The organism is Stenotrophomonas sp. 21LCFQ19 (assembly GCF_056861425.1).
This window is the reverse complement of sequence record NZ_JBSPUF010000027.1, coordinates 1-20,871: the sequence shown is the minus strand read 5'-3', so window position 1 is coordinate 20,871 and position 20,871 is coordinate 1. Positions and strand designations below refer to the sequence as shown.

The 20,871-nt window shown below is 62.9% G+C and carries 20 protein-coding genes and 1 pseudogene; 12 read left to right on the top strand and 9 right to left on the bottom strand.

Annotated elements, in window-relative coordinates; translation table 11 throughout:
• The first annotated feature begins 136 nt into the window (after positions 1–136).
• On the top strand, positions 137–1,831 hold the full coding sequence (locus tag AC13FW_RS20110; protein ID WP_482990259.1) for a proline--tRNA ligase: 1,695 nt from the start codon (positions 137–139) through the stop codon (positions 1,829–1,831).
• Between the two features lie 162 nt (positions 1,832–1,993).
• Positions 1,994–2,371 (top strand): annotated as a pseudogene (locus AC13FW_RS20105) (H-NS histone family protein); the annotation flags it as partial.
• Positions 2,372–2,666: 295 nt separating this feature from the next.
• Here AC13FW_RS20105 and AC13FW_RS20100 read toward each other — a convergent pair.
• Positions 2,667–3,938, bottom strand: coding sequence for a threonine/serine exporter family protein (locus tag AC13FW_RS20100; protein WP_282266883.1), 1,272 nt, complete (start codon positions 3,936–3,938; stop codon positions 2,667–2,669).
• An 83-nt stretch (positions 3,939–4,021) separates the two neighbouring features.
• Between AC13FW_RS20100 and AC13FW_RS20095 the strand changes: the two genes are divergently transcribed.
• The 4 genes from AC13FW_RS20095 to AC13FW_RS20080 are packed head-to-tail and all read left to right on the top strand — an operon-like array spanning position 4,022 to position 7,520.
• A complete protein-coding gene (locus tag AC13FW_RS20095; RefSeq protein WP_282266881.1) occupies positions 4,022–5,134 on the top strand; it encodes an ABC transporter permease in 1,113 nt (370 codons plus the stop codon).
• Between the two features lie 4 nt (positions 5,135–5,138).
• A complete protein-coding gene (locus AC13FW_RS20090; protein ID WP_296250190.1) occupies positions 5,139–5,948 on the top strand; it encodes an ABC transporter ATP-binding protein in 810 nt (269 codons plus the stop codon).
• A gap of 1 nt (position 5,949) precedes the next feature.
• A complete protein-coding gene (locus AC13FW_RS20085; RefSeq protein WP_282266877.1) occupies positions 5,950–6,876 on the top strand; it encodes an MlaD family protein in 927 nt (308 codons plus the stop codon).
• Positions 6,873–7,520 carry an ABC-type transport auxiliary lipoprotein family protein gene (locus AC13FW_RS20080; RefSeq protein ID WP_482990258.1) on the top strand — a complete coding sequence of 216 codons (648 nt, stop codon included), beginning with the start codon at positions 6,873–6,875 and terminating at the stop codon, positions 7,518–7,520. The genes AC13FW_RS20085 and AC13FW_RS20080 overlap by 4 nt, the downstream gene beginning before the upstream one ends.
• Here the strand turns inward: AC13FW_RS20080 and AC13FW_RS20075 are convergent.
• Positions 7,474–8,103 carry an alpha-ketoglutarate-dependent dioxygenase AlkB family protein gene (locus AC13FW_RS20075; RefSeq protein WP_482990257.1) on the bottom strand — a complete coding sequence of 210 codons (630 nt, stop codon included), beginning with the start codon at positions 8,101–8,103 and terminating at the stop codon, positions 7,474–7,476. The two genes, AC13FW_RS20080 and AC13FW_RS20075, sit on opposite strands and share 47 nt — an antisense overlap.
• Before the next feature lie 68 nt (positions 8,104–8,171).
• Here AC13FW_RS20075 and AC13FW_RS20070 point away from each other — a divergent pair, with 68 nt between their 5' ends.
• Positions 8,172–9,455 (top strand): glycosyltransferase, encoded by a 1,284-nt coding sequence (locus tag AC13FW_RS20070; protein WP_482990256.1) that lies wholly within the window; start codon positions 8,172–8,174, stop codon positions 9,453–9,455.
• 41 nt (positions 9,456–9,496) lie between these two features.
• On the opposite strand, the gene AC13FW_RS20065 is transcribed toward AC13FW_RS20070, so the two are convergent.
• Together AC13FW_RS20065 and AC13FW_RS20060 are read right to left on the bottom strand one after the other, a co-directional pair.
• Positions 9,497–10,126 carry a CoA transferase subunit B gene (locus AC13FW_RS20065; RefSeq protein WP_296250179.1) on the bottom strand — a complete coding sequence of 210 codons (630 nt, stop codon included), beginning with the start codon at positions 10,124–10,126 and terminating at the stop codon, positions 9,497–9,499.
• Between the two features lies 1 nt (position 10,127).
• Positions 10,128–10,859 carry a CoA transferase subunit A gene (locus tag AC13FW_RS20060; RefSeq protein ID WP_282266866.1) on the bottom strand — a complete coding sequence of 244 codons (732 nt, stop codon included), beginning with the start codon at positions 10,857–10,859 and terminating at the stop codon, positions 10,128–10,130.
• Between the two features lie 176 nt (positions 10,860–11,035).
• Between AC13FW_RS20060 and AC13FW_RS20055 the strand changes: the two genes are divergently transcribed.
• A complete protein-coding gene (locus AC13FW_RS20055; protein WP_482990255.1) occupies positions 11,036–12,382 on the top strand; it encodes a phosphohexomutase domain-containing protein in 1,347 nt (448 codons plus the stop codon).
• A gap of 8 nt (positions 12,383–12,390) precedes the next feature.
• Positions 12,391–13,794 (top strand): mannose-1-phosphate guanylyltransferase/mannose-6-phosphate isomerase, encoded by a 1,404-nt coding sequence (locus AC13FW_RS20050; RefSeq protein WP_482990254.1) that lies wholly within the window; start codon positions 12,391–12,393, stop codon positions 13,792–13,794.
• Between the two features lie 90 nt (positions 13,795–13,884).
• Here the strand turns inward: AC13FW_RS20050 and rfbD are convergent, their stop codons facing one another.
• The 4 genes from rfbD to rfbB are packed head-to-tail and all read right to left on the bottom strand — an operon-like array spanning position 13,885 to position 17,329.
• Entirely contained in the window at positions 13,885–14,784 is a 900-nt protein-coding gene (rfbD, locus tag AC13FW_RS20045; protein ID WP_482990253.1) for a dTDP-4-dehydrorhamnose reductase, read from the bottom strand.
• Positions 14,781–15,338 carry a dTDP-4-dehydrorhamnose 3,5-epimerase gene (rfbC, locus tag AC13FW_RS20040; protein ID WP_282266858.1) on the bottom strand — a complete coding sequence of 186 codons (558 nt, stop codon included), beginning with the start codon at positions 15,336–15,338 and terminating at the stop codon, positions 14,781–14,783. The genes rfbD and rfbC overlap by 4 nt, the downstream gene beginning before the upstream one ends.
• Positions 15,335–16,222, bottom strand: a complete 888-nt coding sequence (gene rfbA / locus AC13FW_RS20035; RefSeq protein ID WP_482990252.1) for a glucose-1-phosphate thymidylyltransferase RfbA — start codon at positions 16,220–16,222, stop codon at positions 15,335–15,337. The genes rfbC and rfbA overlap by 4 nt, the downstream gene beginning before the upstream one ends.
• Positions 16,223–16,273: 51 nt before the next feature.
• Positions 16,274–17,329: a dTDP-glucose 4,6-dehydratase gene (gene rfbB / locus AC13FW_RS20030; RefSeq protein ID WP_282266854.1), complete on the bottom strand. Its 1,056-nt coding sequence runs from the start codon at positions 17,327–17,329 to the stop codon at positions 16,274–16,276.
• Positions 17,330–17,574: 245 nt separating this feature from the next.
• Here rfbB and AC13FW_RS20025 point away from each other — a divergent pair, with 245 nt between their 5' ends.
• The 3 genes from AC13FW_RS20025 (at position 17,575) to wecB (ending at position 20,588) form a co-directional block, all read left to right on the top strand.
• Positions 17,575–18,321, top strand: a complete 747-nt coding sequence (locus AC13FW_RS20025) for an electron transfer flavoprotein subunit beta/FixA family protein (protein WP_282266852.1) — start codon at positions 17,575–17,577, stop codon at positions 18,319–18,321.
• Positions 18,321–19,256, top strand: a complete 936-nt coding sequence (locus AC13FW_RS20020; protein WP_482990251.1) for an electron transfer flavoprotein subunit alpha/FixB family protein — start codon at positions 18,321–18,323, stop codon at positions 19,254–19,256. The genes AC13FW_RS20025 and AC13FW_RS20020 overlap by 1 nt, the downstream gene beginning before the upstream one ends.
• Before the next feature lie 198 nt (positions 19,257–19,454).
• Entirely contained in the window at positions 19,455–20,588 is a 1,134-nt protein-coding gene (gene wecB / locus AC13FW_RS20015) for a non-hydrolyzing UDP-N-acetylglucosamine 2-epimerase (protein WP_482990250.1), read from the top strand.
• 139 nt (positions 20,589–20,727) lie between these two features.
• Here wecB and AC13FW_RS20010 read toward each other — a convergent pair.
• On the bottom strand, positions 20,728–20,871 hold a 144-nt coding region (locus AC13FW_RS20010), incomplete at its 5' end, for an integrase core domain-containing protein (RefSeq protein ID WP_482990048.1).

The window sequence follows — 20,871 nt, the reverse complement described above, 5'->3', positions numbered from 1 at the left end:
GGTGGTCTGCGGGGGGTTTGGCTGTCAAAACCCGGACAGTGACCCCGGTTTTGCCCCCTACCCCGTTGGTGTCGGTGCGAGCGGCCTGCAAGGCTGGCAAAATAGGGGATCGTCCGTTTTGCGAAGCCCCCCTGCCATGCGTCTTTCCCGCTTCCACCTGCACACCACCAAGGAAACTCCCGCCGACGCCGAGCTGGTCAGCCATCGGCTGATGCTGCGCGCGGGCATGATCCGCAAGCTGGCATCGGGCCTGTACACCTGGTCGCCGCTGGGCCTGCGGGTGCTGCGCAAGGTGGAAACCATCGTCCGCGAGGAAATGAACCGCGCCGGTGCTGTGGAACTGCAACTACCGACCATCCAGCCCAAGGAACTGTGGGAAGAAACCGGTCGCTGGGAGAAATTCGGCGGCCAGCTGCTGAAGATCAAGGACCGCAAGGAGCAGGAATACTGCTACAGCCCCACCGCCGAGGAGGCCATTACCGACTTCGCGCGCCAGGAGCTGTCCAGTTACAAGCAGCTGCCGGTCAATTTCTACCAGGTGCAGACCAAGTTCCGTGACGAAATCCGTCCGCGTTTCGGGGTCATGCGCTCGCGCGAGTTTCTGATGAAGGATGCCTACTCCTTCCATCTGGACGACGCCAGCCTGGTCGCCGAATACGAAAACATGAAGGCCGCCTACACCCGCATCTTCACCCGCCTGGGCCTGGAGTTCCGCGCGGTGCAGGCCGATTCCGGCGCGATCGGCGGTGATGCCTCGCAGGAGTTCCACGTGATTGCCGATTCCGGTGAAGACGCGCTTGTGTTCTCCACCGGCTCGGATTACGCCGCCAATGTGGAAGCGGCGATTGCCGCTGATCCGGCAGCGCGCGGCGCCGCCAGCGAAGAACTGCGCAGGATCGATACCCCCACCCAGAAGACCTGCGAGGAAGTCGCCGCGCTGATGGGCATCGCCCTGTTGCGCACGGTGAAGTCAATTGCGGTAATGACCACTGAGAATGAATTCGTGCTGGCCCTGGTCCGTGGCGACCACGAAGTCAACGAAATCAAACTGGCCAAGGTGGCTGGCCTGGCGGATTACCGCATGGCCAGCGAGGCCGAGATTGCCGATTATCTGGGCAGCGAGCCGGGTTTCCTCGGCCCCTTGAATCCGCGCAAGGCGATCCGTGTTGTCGCTGACCGCGAAGTAGCGGCAATGGCCGATTTCGTGGTCGGTGCCAATGAGAAAGGCCTGCATATTGCCGGCGTCAACTGGGGCCGCGACCTGGCCGAGCCGGAAGTGGCCGATATCCGCAACGTCATGGCCGGCGACCGGGCCCAGGACGGCGGCGAACTGAAGATTACCCGCGGCATCGAGGTTGGCCACGTATTCCAGCTCGGCCGCCAGTATGCGCAGGCACTGAAGGCCACCGTGCTGGACCAGAACGGCAAGGCTGCGGTGATGGCGATGGGGTGCTACGGCATTGGCGTATCACGCATCGTCGCCGCCGCCATCGAACAGAACCACGATGACGCCGGCATTATCTGGCCGGTCAGCATGGCCCCGTGGCAGGCGGTGGTATGCATGATCAACCCGAAACAGGACCCGACGGTAACTGCCGCCGCCGAAGCGCTGCTGGCCGAACTGCAGGCCGCTGGCGTGGATGCCGCACTGGACGACCGCGGCCTGCGTCCGGGCCAGATGTTTGCCGATATGGAACTGATCGGAATTCCGCATCGCATCGTGGTGTCGGAACGCGGGCTTGCCGCTGGCACGGTTGAATACCGCGCACGCAACGCCGCCGAGGCGGAGAATCTGGACCAGGCCACGGTGATCAGCAAGATCATCGGCTGACGTTGATTCCTTATAACGCCGGGACATTGTCCCGGCGTTTTCATTTCCGGATAACATCGAAAACGCTATTAATCTGTCATTACCGCGACCAGCCCGGTATGCTTTGTTGCGCTGCCACGGAATGGCATACACCCCCAACCCATTATCCGGAGTAGTTATTCGATGAGTATCGATCTGTCCCAGCTGTCGGCCAAAGAACTGGCCGTTCTTATCCGTGACGCTCAGAAGCGCAAAACCGTTGTAGCCAAGCGCCAGCCGATTGCCAAAGCCCGCGCCCTGGTTGCCGCTGCGGCAAAGAAGGCTGGTTATACCGTCGAAGAGCTGTTCGGCACCGGCGCCGCCGTTGCAGTGAAGGCCCCGCGTGGCGCCAAGGCCAGCAAGGGCGCTGCCAAGACCGGCCGCAAGCTGCCGAAGGTTGAGCCGAAGTACCGCAACCCGGCCAATGCCGCTGAAACCTGGACCGGCCGTGGCAAGCAGCCGCGCTGGCTGGCCGAATACACCAAGGCAGGCCGCAAGGTTGAAGATTTCCTGATCCAGAAATAATTATTCTGGAATATGGATTACAAAACGCCGGCAGATTGCCGGCGTTTTCTTATTGCATTTCTGTATTCACAGTCGCCACAAATTGTTTATTGCAGGCACTCGCTGGCTAAACGAACGACAAAGTAGCCCGGGTAAGCGCAGCGCACCCGGGAGCTTTGGATTCCGGTGATCCTGCAGAAAATCCGCGGACAGCCCCAGATACGCTGCGCTTACCCGGGCTACACAATCACCAGCATCCTGCAACGCGGCGCTGGCAGCGCCGCCTGATTACCCCTGGCAGCAACCGCCCCAGTTACAGATTCTTGCGTGCCGGCACCAGCAGGTTGCCGAATAGCAGGCCGGCCACCAGTGCCATCACCACATTGACCACGGTCAGCAGCGCCGATTCGCCGGCGCTCACATTCTGCTGCTGGATCAAACTCAACACCCCACGCAGGCTGGTACTGCCGGGCACCAGCATGATGATGCCGGGCAGACGGATGATCGCCCCCGGGCGCTGGACGATGCGTCCAAACAGATTGCCGGCAGCAGTCACCGTCATCGCCGCCAGAAAGATGCCGGCCGGCGCGCCCCATTGCTGTCCGCCGTAGCGGGAAATCGCATAACCCGCAACCGAGGCAGCCATTACCCAGAGGTAATCGCGCCGGCTGGCGCGGAACAGCATGGCGAACGCGAATGAGGCGACCAGCACCGAGCCCCATTCCACCCAGTTGGATTGCGGCCGCGAGGCGCGGATGATCGGCTCCAGGCCGATGGAATTGGCGATGGTCACCGCGATCATCGCGCCCACCGTGAGTTTCATGATGGTGGTCAGCGCGCCGGCGAAGCGCGCCGTACCGGACACCCAATGCCCGCTGGCAAGTTCATTGACCGAGTTGGTCAACGCCATGCCGGGCAACAGCACCACCAGCGAGGCGATGATGGTGGAGTTCATGTTCAGCGGCCCGATGAAACTGGCCACCAACACCGCCACAAAGCCCGCCAGCAACGCCGCCAAGGCTTCGCCGGCCTCGCGTGTGGCGACACGGCGGTCGGTATAGAACAGCATCAGGCCAATCAGCAGACCGGTGATGCCGGCGGTGGCGATATCCAGCCACGGCAGCCGCCACAGACCGGCCACACCGGCCGAGCCCAGGGTGAACGAGGCCAGCAGCTGGATCTTGCTGCGCAGGCCGCCATCCTTGTCGAGCTGGCGCAGCGCGGTATGCCCCTGCGCGATCGACATCTGCCCGGCGGAGACCGCATCGGCGATCTGGTCGGCCATGGCCAGCTTGTGCAGATTGGTATCGCCTGGCCCCAGCCGGATAACGCGGGTGATGTCACTGGAACCAATGGCGCGGGTCGGGTCGCTGAAACTCAGGATCAAGCCGGTCGGGTTCGACCATGGCTCGCAATCCAGGTCCAGCTGCTGTGCCAATGCCACCACCGCCGCCTCCAGGCGCTGGGCAGTTGTGCCATAGCTGTGCAGGCGCCCAGCCATCTCCGAAACGAAGGCCACACGTTGCGCGTAGGTAGCGCGATTGGAAGCAGTGGCCGGGGCAGCGGCAAGGGTTTCGGCAGACATGGCCGCTAGTATCACCTGAAGCGGATGAAATACTCATCTGGCTTGAAGGGCGGACAGGGTATTCTCCGTAACCAATGGTCACCATGAAAGACATTCCCCCGCCCGATTGCGTTCTGCCCCCCGATGCGGATGGCCTGCTCAGGCTTTCCGGCAATTGGACCTTGGCGACCGCACTGCGCTCCAGCGAGGTATTGCATGCCCAGACCGGGACCGTAACCGGCATCGATGCGCGCGCCATCGACCGGCTGGATTCGGCCGGTGTACTGCTGTTGCTGCGCTACGCGCACAAGCTTGGGCTGCAGGATGACGCGCTGCAGTTCCGCAGTGACCATCAGGCGCTGGTCTGCACCATCGAGGAAGTCGCCGATGAACGCCCCAAGCCGCAACGCGACTACGGCGTCGCCGCCGCCTTGGATCGCCTCGGCCGCTCGGTGCATGCCATTGCCGGCAACATCGTGGTGCTGGTCAACTTCCTCGGCGAGAACCTGGCCAAGCTGGCGCGGCTGTTCCGCCAGCCACGCCGATTCCGGCTCACCGCCGCGGTCAACCAGATGGAAGAGGTTGGCCTGAACGCGGTGCCGTTGGTGGCTTTGCTGTCGTATCTGGTGGGCGCGGTGATCGCCTTCCTCGGTTCCACCATCCTGCGCGACTTCGGCGCGGAGATTTATGTGGTGGAGCTGGTTTCAATCGCCTTCCTGCGCGAATTCGCGGTACTGCTCACCGCCATCGTGCTGGCTGGCCGCACCGCCAGCGCCTTCACCGCGCAGATCGGTGCGATGAAGGCACGCGAGGAAATCGACGCCATCCAGACCCTGGGGCTGGATCCGATCGACCTGCTGGTGCTGCCACGCGTGGTCGCATTGCTGATCATGCTGCCCTTGCTGACTTTCGTGGCGATGATCGCCGGCCTCGCCGGTGGCGTCACCGTCGGCGCCTTCGACCTGGATATCCCGCCGCAGATGTACCTGGCGCGCATGCACGACACCATCGAGGTGCGGCACATGCTGGTCGGCCTGTCCAAGGCACCGGTGTTCGCACTGATCATCGCGCTGATCGGCTGCCTGGAAGGCCTGAAGGTGGAAGGCACGGCACAGTCGGTGGGCGAACGCACCACCTCCAGCGTGGTGCAGACGATCTCGCTGGTCATCATCCTCGACGCGCTGGCCGCGTTGTGGTTCATGCACATGGGCTGGTGATGGGATGAGCACGATGGAAGACGCCAACACCGACGACACCAACCTGGCCATCCGCGTGCGCGGGCTGGTCAATCGCTTTGGCAGCCAGACCGTGCACGACGGGCTGGATCTGGACGTACGCCGTGGCGAGATTCTCGGCGTGGTTGGCGGCTCGGGCACCGGCAAATCGGTATTGATGCGCTCCATCCTCGGCCTGCGCACGCCCGATGCCGGGCAGATGGAAGTGCTGGGCGTGGATGCACGCTCTGGCAACCCGGCCGACCGCCTGCGCATCGAGCGCAATACCGGCGTGCTGTTCCAGGATGGCGCCCTGTTCTCCTCGCTGACGGTCGGCGAGAACGTGCAAGTGCCGCTGAAGGAGCATCACCCGGAACTCAGCGAGCGCTGGCACTACGAACTGGCCTTGTTGAAAGTGAAGCTGGCCGGCCTGCCCGCCGACGCCATCAACAAGCTGCCCTCGCAGCTTTCCGGCGGCATGCGCAAGCGCGCCGGCCTTGCCCGTGCGCTGGCGCTGGATCCGCCCCTGCTGTTCCTGGACGAACCCACCGCCGGCCTCGACCCGATTGGCGCAGCCGCCTTCGATCACCTGATCAAGACCCTGCAGGAAGCCCTGGGCCTGACCGTGTTCCTGATCACCCACGACCTGGACACGCTCTACGCCATCTGTGACCGCGTCGCGGTGCTGGCCGACCACAAGGTCATCGCCAACGCACCGCTGCCTGAAATCGAACAACTCGACCATCCGTGGATACGCGAATACTTCCACGGCCCCCGCGCCCGCGCCGCGCGCGGCCTTCAGCACGAGCCCGCCTGATATGGAAACCAAAGCCAACTACGTCCTGATCGGTGCCTTCACCCTGCTCATCGGCGTTGCCCTGCTCGCCTTCGGGCTATGGGCGGCCAAGTACTCCTCCGACCGCACCTGGCAGGAATACCGGGTGGTGTTCACCGAGGCGGTGACCGGTTTGTCGGTGGGCAGCCCCGTGCAATACAACGGCATCGCGGTCGGCTCGATCACCGAGTTGACCCTGGCTCCCGATGATCCGCGCAAGGTAGTGGCCAAGCTGCGGCTCAACTCCACCACGCCGGTCAAGACCGATACCCGCGCCAAGCTGGCCATCACCAGCCTGACCGGACCATCGATCATCCAGCTCAGTGGCGGCACCCCGCAGGCCGCCGCACTGACCGCGGTCAGCAAGGAAACGGTGCCGACCATCGCAACCTCACCGTCGGCACTGCAGAACATCACCGACGTCGCCAACCGCGTGGTCGAGCGCATGGACGAATTGCTCAGTGATGAGAACGTCCGCAAGATCACCTCCACCCTGGCCCACCTGGAAACCATCAGCGGCGGCCTGGCCGACCGCGACGAAGGCACCCAGGCCTTGCTGGTGGAAGCACGCGATGCGGCACGCAACCTCAACGTCACCCTCGGTTCGGCAAACGGTGCCATCAAGAACCTGGACGAGAACGTGCTGCGGGAACTGCCTGCAACGATGGACAAGCTTGATACCAGCCTGGCCAAGCTCGACTCCGCCGCCGGCAACGCCGACGCCATCCTTGGCGAGAACCGCGCGGCCATCAACAGCTTCGCCAATGACGGCCTGGCCCAGCTTGGCCCGACCCTGACCGAACTGCGCGGCCTGATCCGCGACCTGCGCCGGGTCAGTGACCGGCTGGAGAACAACCCGGCACGCTACCTGCTCGGCCGCGACGCCCCGAAGGAGTTCGAACCCAAATGAAGCGCATTTCCCTGATCAAACTGCTCGCCCCGGCCTGCCTGCTGGCTCTGGCCGGCTGCTCCGTATTGGCCGGCGGCGACCGCCAGTCCATCACCATCTATGCGCCTCAAGTCAGGGTGCAGGCCGATCCCGGCTGGCCGCAGGTCAGCTGGCAGCTGGCCATCGCCAAACCCAGCGCCGCCCGCCTGATCGACAGCCCGCGCATCAACGTGCGGCCGACGCCGGGCGAACTGGAAGTCTATCGTGGCGCGACCTGGTCGCAGCCGGCCACCGATATCCTGGAAGACACCTTACTGCGCGGCTTCGAGGACTCGGGGAAGATCGATGCGGTTGCACGCATCGCCACTGGCATCCGCTCGGACTACAAGCTGACCACCGACCTGCGCCGCTTCGAATCGGATTACCGTGGCGGCGACGTGCCGGCTGCCACCATCGAACTCAACGCAAAGCTCATCCACAGCCTGGACCAGCGCGTGGTTGCCGCCCGCACCTTCGTCGTCGCCGAACCGGCCGCCAGCGCCGAGATCAGCAGCGTCGCTGCCGCCTTCGAAACCGCGTTGAACAAGACCAGCAACGAGCTGATCGGCTGGACCCTGCTCAGCGGCCAGCGCGATGCGGCACAGCTGCGATCTGGCGGAAAGTGAGATTGATGCGTTCGCCCGACACCCGCGCGGTCTTGGGCAGCGCATGCTGGTAGTCGCGTTGGCAGTGCCCGCGCATCAGCAGCAGGTCGCCATGACCGAGCAGGTACTCGAACTTCCTCGCAGGATCATCGCGACGCCGCAGTAGGAAGCGCCGTGGCGCCCCAAGGCTCAGCGAGGCGATCAACGGCGTCGGCCCCAGTTCAGGCTCGTCATCGCTGTGCCAGCCCATGCTGTCACGGCCATCGCGGTATCGGTTGAGCAGCACGCTGTTGAAGCGGCCGGCACAGGCCTGCTGCACCTGCTCGCGCAACTCCAGCACCGCAGGCGCCCAAGGATGTGGAAGGAAATCCGCACCCGAATAGCGATAATGCGCATCGGCATCGCCCATCCAGCAACTCAGCCGCGGCGAATCCAACCAGCGCCCGAACATGCGGATGCGATGGATTTCCCATGCCACCTGCGCATGCAGGACAGGCAGCAAGGCATCGGCCTGGGGCCGGGCCAGCCATGCCGGCAGGTGCTGCACCACCGTTGCTCCCGCCTCGCCCACGGCGGGAAGGCAGATACCGGTTTGCTCGATCATGCCACTGCCCTCAGAATCAGCCGCTGCACGCACGTTCCTGCTGCCGTGCGTTCAACAACGATAGTGCCATGACCTTCCCTCTGCATCGCCACATTGTCCTGCAACGCTGGCGCCTGTCGCGCAACATCGCACTGGCCACGGGCCTGGTGCGCAGCATCTTCACCCGCGGCGTAGGTGGCACCATCCTGTCCATCCGCCGCCGTGTGCAGCCCCTGGCGGATACCGCGCTGGCTGGACCGACCACGGTCCACACCCGCAGCGGAAGACTGCTGCTGTTCATTGATGCCGCCACCCCAACCCCCAGCCGTGACTCGGGTTCGGTACGCGCACTGGCACTGCTGCGGCTCTGCCGCGAATTGGGCTGGTCAGTGGCGTTCATGCCAGACAACAACCAGCTGACAAGCGAGTCGGCGGCGCTGCTGGGAACACTCGGCGTCGAATTGATCGGCACGCCCGGCCAAGCACGCCTGGATCGCTGGCTGCAGCACAACGGCAATCAGGTGAACGCTGTTTTCCTGTGCCGGCATCATGTTGCTCGTCGCCACCTGCAACTGGTGCGCGCCTTCACTGCGGCACCGATCATCTTCGACACGGTCGACCTGCACCACGTGCGCCTGCAACGCGCCGCCGAGCTTCAGAACGACCAGGCATTGCTGCGCATCGCCGAGCAGGCACGGACCGAAGAGTTCGCCTTGATCGCTGCCAGCGATGCCACCACCGTGGTCAGCCACGCCGAGCTGGACTACCTGCGCGCCAATGGCGTGGACACACCCGTATCCGTGCTTTCCAACGTGCATGACGTAGCCGTTGCCGAGCGCAATTTCGCCGACACTTCCGGACTGTTGTTTGTTGGCGGCTACCAGCATCACCCAAACCAGGAAGCCATTGCCTGGTTGTTGACCGACATCATGCCGCTGCTACGCCAGCCGCTGCCGGGCGTGGTATTGCATCTGGTCGGCGAGATCCCAGCACAGGAAGCGCAACGCCTGCGCGCCGATGACGTGGTCGTGCACGGCCACGTGCCCGAAGTCGAACCCTACCTGCAACACAGCCGCATCAACCTTGCACCGTTGCGCAGTGGTGCCGGGGTCAAGGGCAAGATCAACCAAGCCATGAGCCACGGCCTGCCAGTAGTGGCTACCGGCATTGCCGCCGAAGGCATGTTCCTGCGCCACGATGACAATGCCTTGATTGCCGACAGCGCCGAAGACTACGCCGCACAGGTGGTACGGCTTTACCAGGACGCCACGCTGTGGCAACGCCTGTCTGCCAATGGCTACCGCAACATCGAAGACCACTTTTCATCAGCGTTGGCGCGCGAAACGCTGCAGGCGCTGCTACCCGCAGACTGACGATTGGCGGTCCGCACCGCCAATCGCCTCGTCCTCACGACTCAGCGCCGGAACGGCACGCCGGTCTTTTCTTTCAGCTCGTCATCACTGACACCCGGCGCGGCTTCCACCAATACCAGGCCATCAGCGCTCACATCGAAGATCGCCAGGTCGGTGATGATGCGATCGACCACACCTACACCCGTCAGCGGCAGGGTGCACTCCGGCAGGATCTTGTGCTCGCCATTCTTGGCGGTGTGCTCCATCAGCACCACAACACGCTGCACGCCGGCGACAAGATCCATCGCGCCACCCATGCCCTTGACCATCTTGCCCGGCACCATCCAGTTGGCCAGGTCGCCTTTATCAGTGACCTGCATCGCGCCAAGGATGGCCAGGTTGATGTGCCCGCCGCGGATCATCGCGAACGAGTCATGGCTGCCGAAGTAGCTGGCGCCCGCGCGTGCGGTGACAGTCTGCTTGCCGGCGTTGATCAGGTCGGCATCGACCTCCGCTTCGGTCGGGAACGGGCCGATGCCGAGCAGGCCGTTCTCGGACTGCAGCCACACGTCCACGCCGTCGGGGATGTGATTGGCCACCAGGGTCGGCAGGCCGATACCCAGGTTCACGTAGGCACCATCGGTCAGCTCGCGCGCGGCGCGCTGTGCCATTTCGTCACGGGTCCAGGCCATCTCAGTTCCCCTCCTGACGCACGGTGCGCTGTTCGATGCGCTTCTCCGGCGTTGCGTTCAATACGATGCGATCGACGTAGATGCCCGGCAGGTGCACCTGGTCCGGGTCGATGGCGCCCACCGCCACGATCTCTTCCACTTCGACCACGCAGACCTTGCCGGCCATGGCGCAGGCCGGATTGAAGTTGCGCGCGGTCTTGCGGAACAGCAGGTTGCCGGCTTCATCGGCCTTCCACGCCTTGACCAGCGAGACGTCAGCCTTGAGCGCGGTTTCCAGCACATAGTGCTTGCCGTCGATCTCGCGGGTCTCCTTGCCTTCGGCAACGATGGTGCCGTAGCCGGTAGCGGTGAAGAACGCCGGGATTCCCGCACCACCGGCGCGCAGGCGCTCGGCCAGGGTGCCTTGCGGGTTGAATTCCAGCTCCAGCTCGCCGGCCAGGTACTGACGCTCAAACTCCTTGTTCTCGCCCACATAGGACGAAATCATCTTCTTGATCTGGCGGGTTTCCAGCAGCTGGCCCAGGCCGAAGCCATCGACACCGGCATTATTGGAGATCGCGGTCAGGCCCTTGACCCCGCTGTCGCGCAGCGCGGCAATCAGTGCCTCGGGAATGCCACACAGGCCAAAACCACCTACGGCAAGGGTTTGCCCATCGGCCACGATGCCGGCCAGGGCCTCGGCGGCGCTGGCAAAAACCTTGCCACGCTGCCGGGTCGGGGAGAGATCGCTCATCGCATCACGCTCACAGTGCTGAAGATGTCCATATTCTAGCCATACCGCGAGGGCAACCCCCTTGGACCTTCGGCCAGCACGTTTTGCGCACCTTGGGACTTCCATCCAGCGTGCAGACAGCCTGCGGACGCGTAGCCGACTAAACTAGGTGATCTTTCACCCAGCAGGATGCATGCATGCCCCTCCCCGCGTTCAAGGCCTACGACATCCGCGGCCGCGTGCCTGAAGAGCTCAATGAAGACATGGCACGCAAGATCGGCAAGGCCCTGGCTGCCGAACTCGGCGCTGGCCCGGTGGTGCTCGGCCATGACGTGCGCCTGACCAGCCCTGCGCTGCAGGACGCCCTGGCTGCCGGCTTGCGCGGTGAAGGCAGGGAGGTCATCGATATCGGCTTGTGCGGCACCGAGGAGGTCTACTTCCAGACCGGCCACCTGCAGGCCGCCGGCGGGGTGATGGTCACCGCCAGCCACAACCCGATGGACTACAACGGCATGAAGCTGGTGCGCGAACAGGCGCGCCCGATCAGCTCGGACACCGGTCTGTTCACCATTTCAGATGCGGTGGCCGCCGATGTGTCGCCGCCGCAGCCCGCACGTGCGGAGCAGAGCGCCCAGCATGACAAGGCAGCGTACATCCAGCACCTGCTCAGCTACATCGATGTCGGCCAGCTCAGGCCCCTGAAGCTGGTGGTCAACGCCGGCAACGGCGGCGCCGGTGCCATTGTCGACCTGCTCGCACCACATCTGCCGCTGGAGTTCGTGCGTATCTGCCACGAACCCGATGGCAGTTTCCCCAACGGCATCCCCAATCCACTGTTGCCGGAAAACCGCGAAGCCACCGCCAACGCCGTCCGCGAGCATGGTGCCGACTTCGGCATCGCCTGGGATGGTGACTTCGACCGCTGCTTCTTCTTCGACCATAACGGCCGCTTCATCGAGGGCTACTATCTGGTTGGGCTATTGGCCCAGGCCATCCTTGCCCGCAATCCCGGCGGCAAGGTCATCCACGACCCGCGCCTGACCTGGAACACGGTCGAAATGGTGGAAGCTGCTGGCGGCGTGCCGGTCCTGTGCAAGAGCGGCCATGCCTTCATCAAGGAAAAGATGCGCTCCGAGAACGCCATTTACGGCGGCGAGATGAGCGCACACCACTACTTCCGTGAGTTCGCTTATGCAGATTCGGGAATGATCCCGTGGCTGTTGATTGCCGCGCAGGTCTCCAGCAGCGGCTTGTCGCTGGCCGAGCTGGTCGAAGACCGCATGGCGCGCTTCCCGTGCAGCGGCGAGATCAACTTCAAGGTTGCCGACGCCAAGGCTGCCGTTGCCCGGGTCATGGCACACTTCGCCGCGCAAGCACCTGCACTGGATCACACCGATGGTATCAGCGCCGACTTTGCCAGCTGGCGCTTCAATCTGCGTAGTTCCAACACCGAGCCGCTGCTGCGGTTGAACGTTGAAACCAGAGGTGATGCCGCATTGCTGGCTGAGCGCACCGCCGAAATCTCCACCTTGATCACCGCCTGAGAACCTTCATGAGCCAGATCCTGCCCGTCATCCTTTCCGGTGGTTCCGGCACGCGCCTGTGGCCGCTGTCGCGCGAAGCCTATCCCAAGCAATTCCTGCAGCTGGCAGGCGAGCACAGCATGCTGCAGTCCACCTGGTTGCGGGTGGCCGATGTCGCCACACAGGCACCACTGGTGGTGGCCAACGAAGCACACCGCTTTGTCGCCGCCGAGCAGCTGCAGCAGGTAGGGACCACGCCGTCGGCCATTCTGCTGGAACCGGTTGGCCGCAATACCGCACCAGCTATTGCTGCAGCCGCATTGGAGGCCAGCCGCGATGGCGCCGACCCGTTGCTGCTGGTGTTGCCCTCAGACCACTTGATCCGCGATGTTGCCCACTTCCATCGCGCGATCCTGGACGCTGCCGATATTGCCGAGCAGGGAAAGCTTGTGACCTTCGGCATCCAGCCGACCACACCGGAAACCGGCTACGGCTACATCAAGGCCGTCGCCGGTGAAGGCGCGCGCGCCATCGAGCGTTTCGTCGAGAAGCCTGACCTGGCAACCGCACAGGACTATGTGGCCTCCGGCGAGTACTACTGGAACAGTGGCATGTTCCTGTTCCGCGCCTCACGCTACCTGCAGGAGCTGGAGCGCCTGCAGCCACAGATCCTCGCTGCCTGCCGCGCGTCGTGGCAGAAGGCACGACGTGACAGCGACTTCATCCGTCTGGATGCAGACGCATTCAAGGCCAGTCCGTCCGACTCCATCGACTATGCGGTGATGGAAAAGACCGCTGATGCGGCAGTGGTCCCGCTGGACGCTGGCTGGAGCGATGTCGGCTCCTGGACCGCATTGCGCGATGTCTCCGAGCAGGACGCAAACGGCAACGCGCATCGCGGCGACGTGATTGCCATCGACTGCCATGACACCTTCGCGTATGGCGAGCGCCTGATCGCAATGGTCGGACTGGACGATGTGATCGTCGTCGAGACCGACGATGCAGTACTGGTTGGCAAGTCCGACCGCATGCAGGAAGTGAAGGACGTGGTCGCGCGCCTGAAGGCTGACGGCCGCAGCGAGGCGACCTGGCACCGCAAGGTCTATCGCCCGTGGGGCGCCTATGATTCCATCGATCACGGCGAACGTTTCCAGGTCAAGCGCATCACCGTCAAACCGGGCGGCACCTTGAGCCTGCAGATGCACCACCACCGCGCCGAGCACTGGATCGTGGTGAGCGGCACCGCTGAAGTCACGCGCGGCGATGAGGTACTGTTGCTGGCGGAAAACCAGAGCACCTATATCCCGCTGGGCGTCACCCATCGCCTGCGCAACCCCGGCAAACTGCCGTTGGAGTTGATCGAGGTGCAGTCGGGCAGCTATCTGGGTGAGGACGACATCGTGCGCTTCGAGGATACCTACGGGCGCACCTGATGCTGCCAACATGCTGCAAGCAAAAACCCCGGGGAAGCCCGGGGTTTTTTATCTTGTCGGCGCCCCTGCATCGATGCACGAGAGCGCGCATCAGGCGTTCGCAATCTCGCCAATCACCTGTCGCAAACCTTCCTGCCAAGCCGGCAGGTCGATACCGAAGTCCCGCTGCAGCCTGCGGCTGTCCAGCACCGACCATGCAGGCCGCTTCGCCGGTGTCGGATACTCCGCACTGGAGATCGCCTGCACGGCCGGCGCCTTGGCCAGCACCCCCGCAGACACGGCCTCGGCGAAGATCGCTTCGGCGAAACCATGCCAGCTGGTCTGCCCGGAGGCGGTCAGATGCCAGGTCCCGGACAACTGACCTGGATGCTGCAGCGTCAGTGCGGTGACATCAGCGATCAGCGCTGCCGACGTTGGCGTGCCCATCTGGTCTGCCACCACCCGCAGTTCGTCACGCCCGGCACCCACGCGCAGCATGGTGCGCAGGAAGTTGCTGCCGTGCGATGCATATACCCAGGCGGTACGGAAGATCAGATGGCGACCACCTGCGGCGCGCACCGCATCTTCGCCATCGCGCTTGCTGGCGCCATAGACGCCCAACGGCGCGGTTGCATCCTCCTCGACGTAAGGTGCCTTGCCCTGACCGTTGAATACGTAATCAGTGGAGTAATGCACCATCGGCACACCATTGGCCGCACACCATCGAGCGATGATTCCCGGTGCTTGCGCATTGGCCCGGAACGCGGCCTCCGGCTCCTGCTCCGCCCTGTCCACCGCGGTGTAGGCCGCCGCGTTGATCACCACCGAAGGCTGCAGTCGATCCAGCAATGCAGGCAGACTATCGGGTGCATCGAAATCCGCAAGCTCACAGGAACTGCCATCGGCCAGTTTGCCGCTGCGCGTGGCGGCGACAATCGGACCCAGAGGAGCTAACGCACGCAACAACTCCCGCCCCAGCTGCCCGGTCCCGCCAAAAACCAGCAAGCTCACGGCAGGTAAACCGGCAGGTGGTCTTCCGGCACATCCTTCAGGAACGGCGCGCGCTCATCCTTGGCGGACAAGGTCGGGCCGCTGATCGGCCAATCCACACCGATGTCAGCATCGTTCCAACGGATCCCTGCGTCGAACTCCTTCAGATAAACCTCGGTGCACATATAGCTGAACACCGCGCGCTCGGACAGCACCGCAAAGCCATGCGCGAAGCCTTCCGGAATCCACAATTGCCGCTTGTTCTCGGCGCTCAGAACAACCGCCTCCCACTTGCCGAAGGTCGGCGAGCCACGGCGGATATCCACCGCCACATCATAGACCTCGCCTTCCAGGACACTGACCAGCTTGCCCTGTGGACGCGGCCACTGGTAATGCAGACCGCGCAGCACACCCTCGTTGGAAGCAGACACATTGCTCTGCACGAACCTGCCAGGCAAACCCCGCGCCTGGAAACGCTCGGCATTCCAGGTTTCAAAGAAAAAGCCTCGTTCATCACCAAACACAACCGGCTCGATCACGACACAGCCGGGTATGCCGGTCTCAATTACTTTCACGGAACAATTCCTCGTTGGACCAACTTCTGCAGATACTGGCCGTAGCCATTCTTGGCCAGGGGCGCGGCCAATGCCAGGAGCTGCTCGGCGGTTATCCACCCCTGGCCAAACGCGATTTCCTCTGGGCAGCAGACCTGCAGGCCCTGTCGGGTCTGGATGGTCTCGATGAAGTTCGATGCCTCCAGAAGCGACTTGTGTGTGCCCGTATCCAGCCAGGCGTAACCTCGGCCAAGCGGTTCCAACTGCAGCGTACCCTCGTCCAGGTAACGCTGGTTGAGATCGGTGATCTCCAGTTCACCGCGCGAGGATGGCTTCAATTCGGCGGCATAGTCACTGGCATTGCCGTCATAGAAGTACAGGCCGGTCACCGCGTAGTTGGAACGCGGCTCGGCGGGCTTCTCCACCAAACCGATGACATTGCCATCCTTGTTGAACTCGGCCACACCGTAACGCTCTGGATCATTCACCCAATAACCGAAAACCGTCGCCCCTGCAGCACGTGCATCCGCGCGCCGCAACACCTCGCTCAGGCCCGTACCGTGGAAAATATTGTCGCCAAGCACCAGGCAGCTGGGCCTGCCACCGACGAAATCGCGGCCAATCAAATACGCCTGCGCCAAGCCATCAGGGCTCGGCTGCACCGCGTACTGGATGTGCATTCCCCACTGCGAACCATCACCCAACAGCTGCTGGAACAGCATTTGCTCGTGCGGCGTATTGATGATCAACACCTCGCGGATCCCGGCCAGCATCAACACGCTGAGCGAGTAATAGATCATTGGCTTGTCGTAGACCGGCAGCAGCTGCTTGCTGACGCCCTTGGTGATCGGGTAAAGCCGCGTACCGGAGCCGCCGGCCAGAATGATGCCTTTTCGTTGCGTCATGGATGCTTCCTTGTTGGCCCGCACATCCGTGCAGGCACTTGATCGTCGATATCAGGCGTCGGTGCCGATGCGCTGCAGGCGATAGCTGCCGTCCAGCACACCATTCACCCATTGCTGGTTATCCAGATACCAGTCCACGGTGAAGCCGATGCCCTGCTCGAAGCTGTGCTTCGGCTCCCACCCAAGTTCGTCCTTGAGCTTGGATGCATCGATTGCATAACGCCGATCATGGCCGGGGCGATCAGTGACATAAGTGATCTGTTCAGTGCGCGACCTGCCATCCGCGCGCGGTCGGCGGGCATCCAGCAAGGCGCAGATCGCCTGCACCACTTCAATGTTCTGCTTCTCGGAATTGCCACCGACGTTATAGGTCTGGCCAACCCTGCCCTTGGCCAGCACGGTGCGGATCGCTTCGCAATGATCAGCAACGAACAGCCAGTCACGCACCTGCTTGCCATCGCCGTAGACCGGCAGTGACTCCCCGGCCAGCGCCTTGGCGATGATCAGCGGGATGAGCTTCTCCGGGAAGTGGTATGGGCCGTAGTTGTTCGAGCAATTGGTAGTCAGTACCGGCAGGCCATAGGTGTGGTGGAAAGCACGCACCAGATGGTCGGAGGCCGCCTTGGAAGCCGAGTACGGGGAATTCGGCGCATACGGCGTGGTCTCGGTGAACCTGCCCGTCTCGCCCAGCGTGCCGTAGACCTCATCGGTGGAGACGTGCAGCAGGCGGAACGCATCGGCCTTGTCGGCCGGCAATGTCTTCCAGTAGTCACGGACCGCCTCGAGCAAGCCAAGCGTTCCAACCACATTGGTCTGGATGAACGCACCCGGGCCGTCGATCGAACGATCCACATGGCTCTCCGCAGCGAAGTTCAGGACCGCATCCGGGCGATGCTCGGCCAACAGGCTTGCCACTAGCCCACGGTCACCGATATCGCCATGCACGAACAGGTGATCCGGGTTGCCTTCCAGGCTGTCCAGCGTCTTCAGGTTGCCGGCATAGGTCAACGCATCCAGATTGATGATGCGGATGCCCTTCGCCACCGCTTCCAAGACGAAATTGCCGCCGATAAAGCCGGCGCCGCCGGTCACAAGCCAAGTGGTCACGCGATGACTCTCCCATTAAGTACGTCTGCTGGGGCAAACAATCCGAACAAGGATATAACGCACCCTGCTGCCTGACCTGCACCATTGACAACGGAAGCCAATGATCCACAATTTGTCCGGACATTTGAAATTGACAGGCAGCCAACCATACGCGTTCGCACGGACCTACCAACCCGGCTAGAATCGAGAAAAATTGTCCCCGGCCCCCGCCGGCCCCCATCAGCAACCGAAGGACCCCGCAGCACATGAAAATCCTCGTCGCGTACAAGCGCGTGGTGGACTACAACGTCCGCATTCAAGTCAAGCCGGATGGTTCCGGCGTGGTCACCGATGGCGTCAAGCTCTCGCCCAACCCGTTCGATGAAATCGCCCTGGAAGAGGCCCTGCGCCTGCGCGACAAGGGCATCGCCACGGAAGTGGTCGTGGCCACCATCGCCCCGGCCGACGCCCAGGCACACCTGCGCAACGGCCTGGCCATGGGCGCCAACCGCGCCATCCACGTGGTCAGCGACCAGGCCATCCAGCCGCTGACCGCCGCCCGCACCCTGCTCAAGCTGGTGGAGAAGGAGCAGCCTGACCTGGTCATCCTCGGCAAGCAGGCGATCGACGACGATGCCAACCAGACTGGCCAGATGCTGGCTACGCTGTGGGCACGCCCGCAGGCCACCTTCGCTTCCAAGGTCGAGATCGCTGATGGCAAGGCCACGGTCACCCGTGAAGTCGACGCCGGGCTGGAAACGCTGGAAGTCGATCTGCCGGCCGTGATCACCACCGACCTGCGCCTGAACGAGCCGCGCTTCATCAAGCTGCCGGACATCATGAAGGCCAAGGCCAAGCCGCTGGAGACCCTGCAGCTGGCCGATCTCGGCGTTGAAGCCGCTGACACGTTCAAGACCACCCAGTACGCCGCGCCGTCCAAGCGCAGCAAGGGCGTGATGGTGAAGGACGCTGCCGAACTGGTAGCCGCACTCAAGCAGAAGGGGTTGCTGTAATGGCCAAGATTCTCGTCATCGCCGAACACCTGGACGGCAAGCTCAACAGCGCCGTGGCCAAGACCGTGTCGGCAGCAGCCGCAGTGGGCGGCGACATCCACGTGCTGGTGTTGGCCGCCGACCCGACCGCCATCGCTGCCGAAGCCGCGCAGATCGCCGGCGTCAGCAAGGTGCTGACCATCGCCAACCCGGCCAATGAACATGCGCTGGCACAGGTGCTGGCGCCGCAGATCGCCAAGGCCGCTGCCGGCTACAGCCATGTATTCGGTCCCTCGACCACCACCGGCAAGGATGTGATGCCGGCCGTGGCCGCCCTGCTCGGCGTCAACCAGGTCTCGGACCTGATGTCGGTCGAAGGCGCCCATACCTTCAAGCGCCCGATCTACGCAGGCAACGCCATCATCACCGTCGAGGTACCCGCCGACCAGGTCGTCGTCGCCACCGTGCGCGCAGCCTCCTGGCAGGAAGCTGCCAAGGGCAACAGCGCGCCGGTCGAAGCGATCAGCGTCGATGCTGCCCTGCCGGGCCACACCCGCTTCATCGGCCTGGCGGCCGGCAAGAGTGACCGTCCGGACCTGCAGAGCGCCAAGCGCGTGGTCTCCGGTGGCCGTGGCGTCGGTTCGGAAGAGAACTTCAAGGTGATCTACGCGCTGGCCGACAAGCTCGGTGCCGGCGTCGGTGCCTCGCGCGCCGCCGTGGACGCAGGCTATGTGCCCAGCGACATGCAGGTCGGCCAGACCGGCAAGATCATCGCCCCGGAGCTGTATATCGCCGTGGGCATCTCTGGTGCCATCCAGCACCTGACCGGCATCAAGGACGCCGGCACCATCGTCGCCATCAACAAGGACGGCGATGCGCCGATCTTCGAGATTGCTGATATTGGCTTGGTGGGTGACCTGTTCACCCTGCTACCTGAATTGGAAGCGGCGCTGTAATAAGCCACGCACCGCTACATACAGCAGCTAAACGGCCTCTTACGAGGCCGTTTTTTATTCTCAACCAGACCCACGACTGGCCGGGAAAACAAAAAGGCAGGCAGAGTAGAATGCTGAAGCCACAAACAGCATGCTACAGCCCGCCAGTCACTCATTCAGTCCTGACTGGTCAAGCGCAAACAAGGAGTTCACAGCAACATGACGCTTCGCAAAAAGGTAATGGTGGTTTTCGGCACCCGCCCGGAAGCCATCAAAATGGCCCCTTTGGTAACCGCGCTGAAGCAGCGCCCTGAACTGGAAACCATCGTTGCCGTTACCGCGCAACATCGCCAGATGCTGGATCAGGTACTGGAGCTGTTCGAGATCACTCCCGACGAGGATCTCAACGTCATGCAACCCGGCCAGACCCTATCAGGCCTGACCTCGCGAATCGTGCAAGGCATGGAGGAAGTGATTGCCAAGCACAAGCCGGACATCGTACTCGTACACGGCGATACCACTACTACCTTCGCCACGTCACTGGCCGCGTTCTACCAGCGCACAGCGATCGGGCATGTGGAAGCTGGGCTGCGCACGGGTAATCTCTACTCGCCATGGCCGGAAGAAGCCAACCGCAAGCTGACGGGTGTGCTGGCCAATCTGCATTTCGCGCCAACGCAGAAATCTGCTGACAATCTCCGCATCGAAAACGTCAATCCAGACACCATCCACGTTACCGGCAACACGGTAATCGATGCGCTTCTTGCGGTAGTCGACAGGATCAAGACCAATCCTGACCTTGAAGCCGAGTTGGCTGCGCGCTTCCCGTTCCTGGATGCGTCCAAGCGCCTGGTCCTGGTAACCGGCCACCGTCGAGAAAATTTCGGCGACGGTTTCGAGCAGATCTGCCATGCATTGAAGAACATCGCAGCGCGCGGCGACACCCAGGTCGTATACCCGGTGCATCTCAATCCGAATGTACAGGAACCTGTGAAGCGGATTCTGGGGGACCAGACTGCAGTTCATCTCATCGACCCGCAGGACTATCTGCCTTTTGTCTATCTGATGAGCCGCTCGCATATCATTCTTACGGACTCCGGCGGCATCCAGGAGGAAGCTCCATCACTGGGCAAACCGGTTCTGGTCATGCGCGATACTACAGAACGACCTGAGGCAGTTGATGCTGGAACGGTCAAATTGGTTGGCACAAGCTCAGACAATATCGTGGAACAGATCAGTCGTCTTCTGGACGACTCCGACGCATACACGCTCATGGCGCATGCACACAATCCTTATCGCGATGGAAATGCATCAGATCTGATTTCGAACATATTGGTAACGCAACGCTTATAGCTTTCTGCACGCACGGCCCAACCAGAAACAGTAGAAATGGAAAGCCCGGCGCTTCTGCCCCGGGCTTTTCCTTTGGCGAGGTCTTTGCCGAATCACAAACAGCCAGACCAAACCGGACATTTTGTCGACTCCCCGCATTTCAATGCCAGGCTAAATTAGAGGTTTCCGTTTCGTGGTACTGGCGGAATTCGGCGGGCGTCAGCCCGCCGAGGCTGTCGTGAGGTATCTCGGTGTTGTAATCGGCCAGCCACCGCTCCGCCTGTTCGCGTACTTCTCCGAGGTT